The following is a 12,562-nucleotide window of genomic DNA, read 5'->3' as shown; positions in this document are numbered from 1 at the left end:
AGGAGAGCCTCGATGACCGAGCTGACCCGCCGTACCGTCCTCGGGGCGACCGCCACCGGTGTCGCCGTGGCCGCGGTCGGCCTCACGCCGCCGCCCGCGGTCGCCGTACCGGACCTCGTGGTCGGACCGTCCGAGGTCGCCGAGCGCGCGATCACCCGGGACGCGAAGCTGTACCGACGCAAGCGGTTCACGAAGCACCGCAAGGCGCGGTTCACCGTGACCGGGCCGGGTGTCCGGCTCAGGATGAAGCTGGTCGACATCTCCAACATCCCGCTGGTCACCAAGGGCTCCAACCGCAGCTTCGAGCTGACCTTCACCACGAAGCGACCCGGCCCCGGGCAGGGGACATACTCTCTCAGGCGCCGCAAGTTCCGCCGGACCTCGCTGTTCCTGGTGCCCACCGACGCCACGCACCGGCGCTACCGGGCCACGATCAACAACCGCTGAGTGGGTGTCGCGCGCGCCGACCACTAGCCTTGGTGGGTGAGCACCCGGGCCCAGCAGTACGACGCCACGGTCCGCGGCCGTGAGCAGATCACCCCTCACCTCGTGCGGCTGACGCTCGACGTACCCGGCTTCAGCTCGACGGGCATCGCCGACGAGTGGGTCGGCCTGGTGGTGCCCGGGCAGTTCCAGAGCCGCTACTACACGGTGCGCTCCTTCGAGGCCGGGCAGATGGTGCTCGACGTCGTCGTCCACGACGTCGGGCTGGTCACCGAGTGGGCCTCGGGCCGCTCGGGTGACGTCGTCGGCCAGCAGGTCGTGCTCACCGAGGCGAAGGGCTCGTTCCTGCCGCCCGACGACGCGCGGTGGCTGCTGTTGGTCGGCGACCTGACCGCGCTGCCGGCGATGGCTCGGATCGCGCTCGAGCACCGCGACAGGTTGCCGGTGCGGATCCACGCCGAGGTGCCTGCGGACTCGCGGATCGAGGACTACTTCCCTGCGGGCGTCGAGGTCACCTGGCTGCCGCTCGGTGAGCAGAGCCGGCTGGCCGAGGTGGTCGAGGAGATCGCCTGGCCCGAGGGCGAGGGCTACTTCTGGATGGCGGGGGAGTCCGCGCAGATGCGGGCGATCCGCAAGCACCTGATGCGGGAGCGCAAGCTGCCCAGCACCCACTACGACGTCATGGGCTACTGGCGCTCGGTCGCCAAGCGCCAGCCCCGTGCCGTCGACCCCGGCCCGATCTGGCGGGCCGGCAAGGCCGCCGGGAAGTCCGACGAGGAGATCTGGGCCGACTACGACGCCGCACGGGAGGCACAGGGATGAGCGAGCACGACGGAGAAGAGCTCGAGGGCGAGTTCGACGACGAGTTCGACGACGAGGACGAGTTCGACGAGGACTTCGGCGCCCTGCCGCCGCCGGCCGCGCCGGTGTTCGGCACGGGCGAGGTACCCGAGGGCTACCGCAGCGGCTTCGCCTGCTTCGTCGGGCGCCCCAACGTCGGCAAGTCGACGCTGACCAACGCCCTGGTCGGGCAGAAGATCGTGATCACCTCCGACAAGCCGCAGACCACGCGGACCGTCGTACGCGGCATCGTGCACCGCCCCGACGGCCAGCTGGTCCTGGTCGACACCCCCGGCCTGCACCGGCCCCGCACCCTGCTCGGCGAGCGCCTCAACGACCTCGTCAAGACCACCTGGGCCGAGGTCGACGTGGTCGCCGTCTGCTTCCCGTCGGACGAGAAGATCGGCCCCGGCGACAAGTTCCTCGTCAACGAGCTGGCCAAGGTCCGTCGTACGACGAAGATCGCCGTCGCCACCAAGACCGACCTCGTCACCGCCGACCGCATCGGCGAGCACCTCCTCGACATTGCCGAGCTCGGCCGCGAGACGGGCACCGAGTGGGCCGAGATCGTCCCCGTGTCGTCGGTCGGCGGCGACCAGATCGGCCTCCTCGGCGACCTGCTGGTCGCGCTGATGCCCGAGGGCCCGCCGCTGTACCCCGACGGCGACCTCACCGACGCCCCCGAGGAGATCCTCGCTGCCGAGCTGATCCGCGAGGCCGCCCTCGACGGCGTCCGCGACGAGCTCCCGCACTCCATCGCCGTCGTCGTCGAGGAGATGGGCCTGCGCGAGGGCCGCCCCGACGACAAGCCGCTCCTCGACATCCACGCCAACCTGTACGTCGAGCGCGACTCCCAGAAGGGCATCGTGATCGGCAAGAAGGGTGCCCGCCTGCGCCAGGTCGGCACCGCCGCCCGCCAGCAGATCGAGGCGCTGCTCGGCACGCCGGTCTACCTCGACCTGCACGTCAAGATCGCCAAGGACTGGCAGCGGGATCCCCGGCAGCTGCGGAAGCTGGGGTTCTAGCGGGTCGGTGTGCCGGTCGGGTCGGCTCGGGGTTGATGCGTCTCACGGACGACTCACGGTGTTTGTTTGGCGCTCGCTTCGCTCGCGCATGTCGCGCCGCCTGCCAACGCCGTTTCTTCCTCCCCCGCCCGCTCCCTCGTTCCTCGGTCGCGGGCTCCTCCGTGCAGAAACGGCGGGCGGCGCGACGGGCTCGGCTGAACGCTGTGCGCATGCGAGTCTCATTCAGCTGAATCCCGTCGGGCGCCCCGCGTGATCTGGACTGAGCGGAGCGAGCGACCGAGCGCCAGCGAGGAAGCGAGCGCAGCGAGGGAAGATCACGCGCAAAAGGGCGCCCGACATGCGCGAGCGAAGCGAGCGCCAAACAAACACCGTGAGTCGGTCGCGAGACGCACTGACCCAGCGCGAAGACTGTGGCTACTCAGCAGTCCAGCAACGCCCGAACTTCTGCCCCATCGCCCACTGCTCCTTGGTCGGCCACTCGTAGCCCCACTTGAACGTCAGCGGGTCCTTGGCGACGTCGGCGGCGGCATCCTCGCACCGAGTGCGCCCGGCCTCCTGCACCTTCTTGGCACCGGGGTAGTCGGCCTCCTCGAAGGCGACGACGTCGATCGCGCGCCAGGAGTGCTTGGCCGAGCAGCGGACCCGCTCGAAGGAGGGGGCGTCGGGGGCGGCGGTCCCGCACATGGCGTACTTGTCGGGGACGCCCTTGGCCAGCGCGCCCTTGAGGTCGCTGTCGAGGTCGGCGAGCTTGGAGGCGCCGTCGAGGACGACGGCGTCGCAGCGGTACCAGGTGGCGCCGGCGTCGGACTGCTCGACGGTGGGGGTGAACCAGATCGAGCGGATCATGCTCAGCCGCAGGCTCGTGAGGGTGCCGCCGACGTAGGTCAGCAGCTGGGCGGGGCAGGCCGAGGACACCTGGGACTGGACCCGTTCGGAGTCGACGGCGAGCAGGTGGCCGTCGACGACCGCGTCGATGGCGCCGATCGCGAAGGTGACGCTGGTGTGCGCCTGGCCGCAGTCGATCGCCTCGACCTTGGAGGTGGGGGCGACGGCGGCGTCGTACGGCAGGGAGTAGCAGGCGCCGGTGGCGGGACCCGGGTCGGGTGCGGACGCGGTCGTCTGGGTCGTCGGCTCCTGCTTCGGTGCCGTGCCGCCGTCGTCACCGCCGCTGCTGCAGGCGGCGAGGCCGGTCACGGCGAGCAGGGCCGCGGCGACGGCGCTCGCGCGGCGCGGCCGGGGCGTCGGGTTCCTCATCGGCTCACTCGCTCGTCCTCGCCCAGCACACCGAGCGCCGGATCCCGGCGTCCCACTCGGCCTTGTGGAAGAACGTGAACCCGTACTCGAACTCGGAGGGGTAGTTCAGCCATGCCTTGACCGAGTTGGAGCAGAAGGACCGGGTGCGGCTCTCCATCACGCGGTCGCCGGGGTACGCGTCCTCCGGCTGCCCGAGCTTCACGGTCGTCACCGCACGCCAGTCGTGCTTCTGCGAGCACGGCACCTTCTCGCCCTCGCCGACCGACGGGCCGCGCGCGCAGCTGAGCCACACGTCCGGCGGGCGCCCGGCGAGCATCCCCTTCGCGGTCTCCGGAAGGGGGCGGTACGACGTGCTCGCCGCGCTCCCGCCGAGCACGTCGCAGCGATACCAGCGCGCGCCCTTGCCCCACGCCTTCTCCGAGGGCCGGAACCAGGCCCAGCTCAGGGTCGTGCGCAGCACCAGGCTCTCGTCGGCCGCGACGAACGTCGCGAAGGCGGTCGAGCAGGTCTTGTAGGCGAACCGGCCGAGGTCCTTGTCGTCGTAGTCGGCGTCGTCGAACTCGGAGGGCAGCTCACCGGTCGCGAAGGTCTCGGCCGTGTGCTCCTTCGAGCAGGGGACGGTCCGGGTCGCGTTCGCCGGGTGGGCGACGTCCTCGGGCGTCAGGGAGCGGCACACGCCGCTCTCGGGGACCTCGAGGGAGTCGACCAGGTCGTCGTCGGTGTTGCTGCCCTGGTTCTGGGTGCCGCACGCCGCGAGCACGGGTGCCAGCAGGGCGAGCGCGATCAGCACGACGGCTCGGTGCAGCACGCGGTCAGCCCCTCGGTGGTCAGTCGGTCAGGAGTGCCGTGATCGTAGCGCCCAGCGCATAGGCCGCATCCAACGCGGCGTCGTCGACCTCGCCGAGGACGCCGAGGACGTCGTACCCCTGACGCCAGCCGAGCGCGCCCACGATCGAGTGCACCGACCGCTCGGCGCCGGTCAGGTCGTAGCGTCCGTGCAGCCACAGCCCGTACGGACGCCCGGTCGTCTCTCTCCCCGAGGTGGTCGAGCCTGTCGAGACCGCGGGCGCGCCGCTCGGGTCGAGCGCCCCGCCGACCGCGAGGAAGGTGGAGTCGAAGAAGTGCTTGAGCGCGCCGCTCATGTAGCCGAAGTTGGCGGTCGTGCCCAGGACGTAGCCGTCGGCGGCCAGGACGTCGTCGGCACTCGCCTCGAGCGCCGGCCGTACGACGACCTCGACCGGCGTGCCCGCCTGGACGTCCTCGTCGTGGGCCCCCGACGCCACCTGCTCGAGGAGCGACTGCATCGAGCGGCTGGGGGAGTGGTGGACGATGAGGAGCCGAGGCACCCGCTCAGGCTAGACCCGACGTGACGAAGCGATCCCAGGCCCGGTGCATGCCGGACAGGGCGAGGACCTCGTCCAGCACGCCGATGCCCGCGCTTCCCGTGACGACGCCGGGGACGTCCTCGGGGATGCCCGCGACGGCGAGCGCGCGGACGCCCTCGCCCCAGGCGCCGATGACCTTCGCGTGCCGGTAGGCCTCCTCCAGCAGCAGCACCACCCGCGGGTCGAGTGTCGTGGTGCGGGCGGCGCCGGCCTTGGCGTCGCGCACGGGCAGGGCGTCGGGCGCGGCCACGGGCGATCCGGCAAGGAGCACCGCGTCGAGCTCGACCGAGCGCACCGTCGCGAAGGTCCGCTGCACATCGAGGTCGCCGACCGTGCCGCCGTGCGGTGCGATGACCAGCGGGACCATGCCGCTGGACCGGACGGTGGAGCGCACCTCGGCGACGTCCGCGAGGTCGCCGTCGGGGTCGACCACGATCCCGACGACACGACCGTCGCCCGGCCACGGCCCGCCGGCCAGCTGGGACAGGGCAGGGCTCGGCGTCACGTCGGGGAGCGTGTCGGAGGGCTCGGGTGCGGGCAGGCCGAGCGCCGTGGCGACCTCGGAGCAGAGTCGGGGGTCGATCTGTGCCAGGGCCTGGAGCTGGCGCTCCTTGATCGCCTGCTCGTAGCACTTGCCGAGCTCGAAGGAGTACGACCGGATGATGTGCTCCTGCTCGACCGGGCTCATGCTCGCCCAGAACAGCCGGGGCTGGGTGAAGTGGTCGTCGAATGTCGCGGGCTGGGCCCGGACCTTCGACCCCGCCACGTTGCGGGCCGCGTCGACGAAGGCGCGGGTCTGCTCGTCCGACAGGTCGGCGCCGGCCATGAAGGGACAGCCACCGTCGAGGGAGTTGGGGTGGTACGGCGCCACGCCGGCGTGCACCGCATGCTGGTGGAAGCCGTCGCGGAGCATGTCGTTGACGGGCGCATGGGTCCGGTTGACCGGGATCTGGTTGAAGTTCGGGCCGCCGAGCCGGGTGAGCTGCGTGTCGACGTACGAGAACAGCCGGGCCTGGATCAGCGGGTCGTCGGTGACGTCGATGCCGGGCACGAGATGCCCGACGTGGAAGGCGACCTGCTCGGTCTCGGCGAAGTAGTTGGTGGGGTTGCGGTCGAGCACCATCCGGCCGATCGGCTGGACGGGGGCGAGCTCCTCGGGCACCAGCTTGGTCGGGTCGAGGAGGTCGATGCCCTGGAACAGCTGGTCGTCGGTGTCCTCGAAGACCTGGATGCCGAGCTCCCACTCGGGGTGGGCGCCCGCCTCGATGGCGTCGGCGAGGTCGCGGCGGTGGAAGTCAGGGTCGAGGCCGCCGATCAGCTGGGCCTCCTCCCAGGTCAGCGAGTGGATGCCGAGCCGGGGCTTCCAGTGGAATTTCACCAGCGAGGTCTCACCGGCCTCGTTCGTGAGCCGGAAGGTGTGGACGCCGAAGCCCTCCATCATCCGCAACGAGCGGGGGATCCCGCGGTCGGACATGTTCCACAGCGCGTGGTGCTGGGCCTCGGTGTGCAGGGAGACGAAGTCCCAGAAGGTGTCGTGGGCGCTCTGCGCCTGCGGGATCTCGCGGTCCGGGTGCGGCTTGCCGGCGTGGATGATGTCGGGGAACTTGATCCCGTCCTGGATGAAGAAGACGGGCATGTTGTTGCCGACCAGGTCCCAGACACCCTCGTCGGTGTAGAACTTCGTCGCGAACCCGCGGGTGTCGCGGACCGTGTCGGCCGAGCCGCGGGAGCCCAGGACGGTGGAGAAGCGCACGAACACGGGCGTCCGCTTCCCCTCGGCGAACAGTCCGGCGAAGGTGACGGAGGCCGCCGTGCCGTAGCCCTCGAAGTAGCCGTGCGCTCCGGCCCCGCGGGCGTGCACGACCCGCTCCGGGATCCGCTCGTGGTCGAAGTGGGTGATCTTCTCGCGCAGGTGGTGGTCCTGCAGCAGGGTCGGCCCGCGCTCGCCCGCCTTGAGCGAGTGGTCGGTGTCGCGCAGCCGGGTCCCGGTCGACGTGGTCAGCCAGCGACCCTGCTGGCCCGCCGAGCGGGGATCGTCACTCGCAGGGGCGCCGGTCGGCGTCCGGGTGTCGGGCGTGGCCTGATCCGGCTTCGGCGGCAGCGGCTCGACGGGCTCCGTCGGCTCGGCGAGGCTGGGCGGGACGGCGCTCGGCGCACCGGGGAGGGGGGCCTGCTTCGGGTCCATGGGGGGCTCCTGGGGGTAGCGGGTCCCCGCGGTACCCGGGCCCCTGCCCCCGACACCGGGTGCTGCTACGCTGACTTCCATCATGACGCGAGCGCTCCTTCTTAGCGGCCGCAGCGAGGTCTGACTCAGCCGGACCCCCTCGCTGCGGAGTGAGTCGCGCGCCCGGCGCCCATCTCAGAACCACGACCCAGCCGAGGAAGTCATGACCAAGCCGAGCGTCACCATCCCGTCGCAGCAGTCGAGCGGGATGCCGTACCACCGCTACACCGCCTTCGAGCCCGTCACCGTGCCGGACCGCACCTGGCCGGACCAGAAGATCACCCGCGCGCCGCGGTGGCTGTCCACCGACCTGCGTGACGGCAACCAGGCGCTCATCGACCCGATGAGCCCCTCGCGCAAGATGAAGATGTTCGAGCTCCTGGTCCAGATGGGCTACAAGGAGATCGAGGTCGGCTTCCCGGCCGCGAGCCAGACCGACTTCGACTTCGTGCGCCAGCTCGTCGAGGAGGACCGGATCCCCGACGACGTACGCGTCTCGGTGCTGACCCAGGCCCGCGAGGACCTGATCGCGCGCACCGTCGAGTCGCTCAAGGGCGCCGACAAGGCGACCGTCCACCTCTACAACGCCACCGCGCCGCTGTTCCAGCGCGTCGTCTTCCACGTCACCGAGGCCGAGTGCATCGCGATCGCGACGCGCGGCACCGAGTGGGTCATGAAGTACGCCGACCAGCTGCTCGAGGGCACCGACTTCGGGTACCAGTACAGCCCCGAGATCTTCACCCAGACGCCGACCGACTTCGCGCTCGAGGTCTGCGAGCGGGTCTCCGACGTCTGGCAGCCCGAGGCCGGCCGCGAGATCATCCTCAACCTGCCGGCGACCGTCGAGATGTCGACGCCCAACACCTACGCCGACCAGATCGAGTACTTCGGGCGCAACCTGACCCGGCGCGAGCACTCGGTCATCAGCCTGCACCCCCACAACGACCGCGGTACGGCGGTCGCGGCCACCGAGCTGGCACTGATGGCCGGCGCCGACCGGGTCGAGGGCTGCCTGTTCGGACACGGCGAGCGCACCGGCAACGTCGACCTGGTGACCCTCGGCATGAACCTGTTCAGCCAGGGCATCGACCCGCAGGTCGACTTCGCGAGCAACGGAGGGATCGACGAGATCCGCCGCACGGTCGAGTACTGCACGCAGCTGCCCGTCCACCCGCGCCACCCGTGGGCCGGCGACCTCGTCTACACCGCCTTCTCCGGCTCCCACCAGGACGCCATCAAGAAGGGCCTGGAGGACCTCGACCGGATCGCCGCCGAGCAGGGCAAGCCGGTCGGCGAGATCCCGTGGGAGGCGCCGTACCTGCCGATCGATCCGAAGGACGTCGGCCGCACCTACGAGGCGGTCATCCGGGTCAACAGCCAGTCGGGCAAGGGCGGTGTCGCGTACGTCCTCAAGGCCGAGCACAGCCTGGACCTGCCGCGCCGCGCGCAGATCGAGTTCAGCCGCGTCATCCAGCAGCACACCGACGCCCAGGGCGGCGAGGTGACGCCGGAGGACATCTGGACGATCTTCCGCAAGGAGTACCTCGACCGCGAGACGCCCTACGACCTGGTCTCGTTCTCCTCCTCGACCAGCGAGGACGGTGACGACCGCCAGGAGGTCCGCCTCGCCGTGCGCGGCGAGGAGCAGACCTTCACCGGCATGGGCAACGGCCCGGTCGCCGCGTTCGTCGACGGCATGCGCCAGGCGGGCGCCGACATCCGGGTCCTCGACTACGCCGAGCACGCGCTCTCCTCGGGTGGCGACGCCCTCGCGGCGGCGTACGTCGAGTGCGAGATCGCCGGCGAGATCGTCTGGGGCATCGGGATCCACCACAACATCGTCACGGCCTCGCTCCGTGCGGTGGTCTGCGCCGCCAACCGGGCGCGGACGACCACCATCCCGGCCGCTCCCGTCGAGCCGATCGGCTGACGGCGGAAACTCGGTGGTTGAGGTGCGAGCGCAGCGAGCCTCGAAACCCGCGCTGGCCTCCGAGCAGGTCGGACAGGTCTTCGTCGAGGGTCGGCGCGGCCGCGACCGTCTCGAGTTCACCGAGTACGGCGCCGGGGACGCCTGGGTCGTCCTGGTCCCGCCGCTGCTGGTGCCGCGGCGGGTCCACGACCGCTCCGCACGGATGCTCGCCTCCAGCGGGCTGCACGTGCTCGTCCTGGACCCGCTCGGCCACGGCCGCTCCGACAAGCCCGCCGACCCGCTGTCCTACTCGGTGAGCGCGTTCGCCGACCAGGTCGTCGCGCTGCTCGACCACGTCGGCGCCGCGCGGGCCGTGGTCGGCGGCAGCTCGATCGGCGCCGACGTCGCGCTCGAGGTCGCGGTCCGCGCCCCCGAGCGGGTGACCGGCCTGCTGCTCGACGGGCCGGTCCTCGAGAACGCCCTCGGTGCCCAGCTCTCCGTGCTCACCCCGGTGCTGGCGACCGCCCGGTTCGCGCCCTTCGCGCTCACCGCGCTGCGCCTGGTCACCCGACCGCTCCCGCGTCGCCTCGCTCCCGAATGGGTGCGGCTGGCGCTCGAGACCCTCGACGCCCGCCCCGGCCCGGTCGCCGCCGTGGTCCGCGGCGTGCTCTTCGGCCGGATCGCGCCCTCCTCGGACGAGCGGGCCGCGTTGACCGTGCCGACGCTGGTCCTGGCCCGCACCGCCGACCCGTTCCACCCGGTCGGCGACGCCGAGACGCTCGTCGGCGAGATCGCCGGCGCGGTCCTGGAGCGGGCCGAGACGCCGTTCGAGTGGCGGCGGCGCCCCGAGCGACTGGACCTGGTGGTCACCCGGTTCGTGCTCGAGTGCGCGCGGCCGACGCGGCGCGGGCGTCGTACGCGATCGTCCTGATCGGCGGCGGGTGTCCGGAGAGGTGGAGGCGGTCAGTCCTCGTCAGTCCTCGTCCTCGTCGGTCCCGTCCGGGGCGTCGTCGGTGCCCTCGTCGTCCAGGTCCCACGCGGTCGCGAGATCCTTGCGTGCCTGCTTGACGAGGCCGCGCGGGCTGGTCGCGGTGACGGAGAGTGCGGCCGTCACCGCCTGGTCGATGAGATCCGCCACCGCGCTGTCACCGTCGCTGACGTCGGCGAGGTCGGCCGCGTCGCGCAGGATGTTGACCGCCTTGCGGTAGTTCTCCGGACGGTAGCCACGCAGGCTCTTGCGCGCCTGCTTGCCGGTCGTGGTGCCGGTCGCGACCGCCTCGCCGAGGCTCGTGAGGGCGTCGCGGTCGGCCTGGACGGAGGCCAGCAGCGTGGCCCGCTGGTCCTCGGGCAGCGCGAGGAGTCGTGGCGCGTCGGCGACCTTGGCCAGCATGCGGTCGACGGCCCTGATCTGCTTGGCCACGGCCTTGGCGGTGGCTCCGGCGTTCTTGCCCGAGCCGGGTGACTTCCCGGCGCCGCCCTTGTCGCTGGACTGCCCGCCGGAATGCCCGCCGGAATGCCCGCCGGCGTGCGCGGGAGGGGTGTCGGCCGGGGGCCCGGCAGCCGCCGTGCTCGCGAGGGACGGGGCGAGGAGGAGCGCGGAGACCGCAGCGGCGGTCGCGATGGCTCGGCGAGTACGCATGGTGGAGAGGTCCTTTCGTGCCGGAGTCCTCGAGCATGGCTGGCCGTCGAGGGGTCGGCACACCCGCGGCCGGACGAGGCGAGGTGGTCCTTCGCGACCATGCGGCCGGGACCCCAGCCCCAGGTGAGGGGATCGTGAATCACCGTCGGCGGGGTGGCGACGCGCTTCGTCACGCCCGAGGCCGCACAATGGTGGGGTGCCGCTCTACCGCGACGAGGCGATCGTCCTGCGCACCCGCAAGCTGGGTGAGGCGGACCGCATCGTCACGCTGCTGACCCGCGAGCACGGCGTGGTCCGTGCGGTCGCCAAGGGCGTGCGCCGTACGACGTCGCGGTGGGGCTCGCGCCTCGAGCCGTTCACCCACGTCGACCTGCAGCTCGCCGAGGGGCGCAACCTCGACACGATCACCCAGGCCGAGACCCGGGCCGCGTACGCCGCCCCGCTGGGCGCCGACTACGACCGCTACACCGCCGGCACCGCGATGCTGGAGACCGCCGAGCGGCTGGTGGTCGAGGAGCGCGAGCCCGCGCGCCAGCAGTTCACGCTGCTGCTCGGCGGGCTCAACGCGATGGCGGCAGGCACCCGCAACCAGTGCCACGTCCTCGACTCCTACCTGCTGCGCGCGCTCGCCATCGCCGGCTACGCCCCGGCCTTCGTCGACTGCGCCCACTGCGGTCGACCGCCCGTGACCGCGACCGGCGAGCTCGGCCATCACCGCTGGTTCAACCCGTCGATGGGCGGCGTGCTCTGCTCGACGTGCCGGATCCCCGGCTCCGCCACGCCCGCCGCCGAGACTCTCACCCTGCTCGGCGGCCTGCTCTCCGGCGACTGGTCGGTCATCGAGGCGGCCGACCCGCGCCACGTCCGTGAGGCCAGCGGCCTGGTCGCCGCGTTCGTGCAGTGGCAGCTGGAGCGGGGCCTCCGGTCGCTGGCGTACGTCGAGCGCTGACAGACTGCTCCCCGTGACCCGCTCCACCCGTCGTACCCGCGCCGCCGCGGCCGCTGCCGCCACCCGGGGCCCGGTCCGCCCGCCCACGCCGCACCCCTCGGGTGCCCGGCCGCCCGCCGTACCCGCCGAGCTGGTCCCGCACCACGTCGCGGTCGTGATGGACGGCAACGGCCGCTGGGCCAAGGAGCGCGGGTTGCCACGCACGAAGGGCCACGAGGAGGGGGAGTCGAGCCTGTTCGACGTGGTCGAGGGCGCGATCGAGATCGGCGTGAAGGCGATCTCGGCGTACGCCTTCTCCACCGAGAACTGGTCGCGCAGCCCCGAGGAGGTCAAGTTCCTCATGGGCTTCAACCGCGACGTGATCCGCCGCCGTCGCGACGAGATGCACGAGCTCGGGGTCCGGGTCCGGTGGGCCGGTCGCGCACCGCGGCTGTGGAAGTCGGTCATCACCGAGCTCCAGGTCGCCGAGGAGATGACCAAGCACAACGACGTCCTCACGCTGACCATGTGCGTCAACTACGGCGGCCGCTCCGAGCTCGGCGACGCCGCGCGCGGGCTCGCCCGGGACGTGGCCGCGGGGCGGATCAACCCCGACAAGGTCGACGAGAAGACGCTCGGCCGCTACCTCTACGTTCCCGAGCTCCCCGACGCCGACCTGATCTGGCGCACCTCCGGCGAGCAGCGGCTCTCGAACTTCATGCTCTACCAGGCCGCCTACTCCGAGTTCGTCTTCTCCGACGTGCTCTGGCCCGACGTCGACCGCCGTCACCTGTGGGCCGCCATCGACGAGTACGCCCGCCGGGACCGGCGCTACGGCGGCGCGGAGCCGAACCCGGCCGTCTGATCGGGACTGGTGCGCCCCCCGAACCGTTCGATCGAACGGTCCGGGGGAG

At 71.8% G+C, this 12,562-nt stretch carries 12 protein-coding genes; 7 read left to right on the top strand and 5 right to left on the bottom strand.

Annotation, left to right across the window (positions count from 1 at the left end):
- The first annotated feature begins 12 nt into the window (after window positions 1-12).
- Genes FBY23_RS18075 through era form a run of 3 tightly spaced genes read left to right on the top strand, consistent with a single transcriptional unit; the run spans window position 13 to window position 2,309 of the window.
- Window positions 13-447, top strand: coding sequence for a DUF6916 family protein (locus tag FBY23_RS18075; RefSeq protein WP_141799409.1), 435 nt, complete (start codon window positions 13-15; stop codon window positions 445-447).
- Window positions 448-483: 36 nt separating this feature from the next.
- Complete coding sequence (locus tag FBY23_RS18070) at window positions 484-1,266, top strand: siderophore-interacting protein (protein ID WP_141799408.1); 783 nt, start codon at window positions 484-486, stop codon at window positions 1,264-1,266.
- Window positions 1,263-2,309, top strand: a complete 1,047-nt coding sequence (gene era, locus FBY23_RS18065; protein WP_141799407.1) for a GTPase Era — start codon at window positions 1,263-1,265, stop codon at window positions 2,307-2,309. The genes FBY23_RS18070 and era overlap by 4 nt, the downstream gene beginning before the upstream one ends.
- Before the next feature lie 414 nt (window positions 2,310-2,723).
- Here the strand turns inward: era and FBY23_RS18060 are convergent, their stop codons facing one another.
- Genes FBY23_RS18060 through FBY23_RS18045 form a run of 4 tightly spaced genes read right to left on the bottom strand, consistent with a single transcriptional unit; the run spans window position 2,724 to window position 7,133 of the window.
- Window positions 2,724-3,563, bottom strand: a complete 840-nt coding sequence (locus FBY23_RS18060) for a septum formation family protein (RefSeq protein ID WP_141799406.1) — start codon at window positions 3,561-3,563, stop codon at window positions 2,724-2,726.
- 4 nt (window positions 3,564-3,567) lie between these two features.
- The gene (locus tag FBY23_RS18055) at window positions 3,568-4,371 is read right to left on the bottom strand and encodes a septum formation family protein (protein ID WP_141799405.1); all 804 of its coding nucleotides are present in this window, start codon (window positions 4,369-4,371) and stop codon (window positions 3,568-3,570) included.
- Between the two features lie 19 nt (window positions 4,372-4,390).
- Complete coding sequence (locus FBY23_RS18050; protein WP_141799404.1) at window positions 4,391-4,909, bottom strand: flavodoxin family protein; 519 nt, start codon at window positions 4,907-4,909, stop codon at window positions 4,391-4,393.
- Between the two features lie 4 nt (window positions 4,910-4,913).
- Window positions 4,914-7,133: a catalase gene (locus FBY23_RS18045; protein WP_141799403.1), complete on the bottom strand. Its 2,220-nt coding sequence runs from the start codon at window positions 7,131-7,133 to the stop codon at window positions 4,914-4,916.
- Between the two features lie 202 nt (window positions 7,134-7,335).
- Here FBY23_RS18045 and leuA point away from each other — a divergent pair, with 202 nt between their 5' ends.
- Together leuA and FBY23_RS18035 are read left to right on the top strand one after the other, a co-directional pair.
- Window positions 7,336-9,102 (top strand): 2-isopropylmalate synthase, encoded by a 1,767-nt coding sequence (leuA, locus tag FBY23_RS18040; RefSeq protein WP_141799402.1) that lies wholly within the window; start codon window positions 7,336-7,338, stop codon window positions 9,100-9,102.
- 22 nt (window positions 9,103-9,124) lie between these two features.
- Window positions 9,125-10,012, top strand: a complete 888-nt coding sequence (locus FBY23_RS18035) for an alpha/beta fold hydrolase (RefSeq protein ID WP_160158283.1) — start codon at window positions 9,125-9,127, stop codon at window positions 10,010-10,012.
- 42 nt (window positions 10,013-10,054) lie between these two features.
- On the opposite strand, the gene FBY23_RS18030 is transcribed toward FBY23_RS18035, so the two are convergent.
- On the bottom strand, window positions 10,055-10,720 hold the full coding sequence (locus tag FBY23_RS18030) for a hypothetical protein (RefSeq protein WP_141799400.1): 666 nt from the start codon (window positions 10,718-10,720) through the stop codon (window positions 10,055-10,057).
- A 196-nt stretch (window positions 10,721-10,916) separates the two neighbouring features.
- On the opposite strand from FBY23_RS18030, the gene recO reads away from it, so the two are divergent.
- Both recO and FBY23_RS18020 read left to right on the top strand, forming a co-directional pair.
- Window positions 10,917-11,669, top strand: coding sequence for a DNA repair protein RecO (gene recO / locus FBY23_RS18025; RefSeq protein ID WP_141799399.1), 753 nt, complete (start codon window positions 10,917-10,919; stop codon window positions 11,667-11,669).
- A 13-nt stretch (window positions 11,670-11,682) separates the two neighbouring features.
- Window positions 11,683-12,513 (top strand): isoprenyl transferase, encoded by an 831-nt coding sequence (locus tag FBY23_RS18020; RefSeq protein ID WP_141799398.1) that lies wholly within the window; start codon window positions 11,683-11,685, stop codon window positions 12,511-12,513.
- Window positions 12,514-12,562: the final 49 nt, after the last annotated feature.

The organism is Nocardioides sp. SLBN-35 (assembly GCF_006715725.1).
Lineage (GTDB): Bacteria > Actinomycetota > Actinomycetes > Propionibacteriales > Nocardioidaceae > Nocardioides.
The sequence above is the reverse complement of the archived record's forward strand: the minus strand, read 5'-3'. Positions and strand labels throughout refer to the sequence as shown.

Coding starts and splice junctions, on each gene's coding strand:
- leuA (WP_141799402.1), top strand. CDS start 7,336: ATGACCAAGCCGAGCGTCACCATCCCGTCGCAGCAGTCGAGCGGGATG.
- FBY23_RS18045 (WP_141799403.1), bottom strand. CDS start 7,133: ATGGACCCGAAGCAGGCCCCCCTCCCCGGTGCGCCGAGCGCCGTCCCG.
- FBY23_RS18030 (WP_141799400.1), bottom strand. CDS start 10,720: ATGCGTACTCGCCGAGCCATCGCGACCGCCGCTGCGGTCTCCGCGCTC.
- FBY23_RS18075 (WP_141799409.1), top strand. CDS start 13: ATGACCGAGCTGACCCGCCGTACCGTCCTCGGGGCGACCGCCACCGGT.
- FBY23_RS18060 (WP_141799406.1), bottom strand. CDS start 3,563: ATGAGGAACCCGACGCCCCGGCCGCGCCGCGCGAGCGCCGTCGCCGCG.
- era (WP_141799407.1), top strand. CDS start 1,263: ATGAGCGAGCACGACGGAGAAGAGCTCGAGGGCGAGTTCGACGACGAG.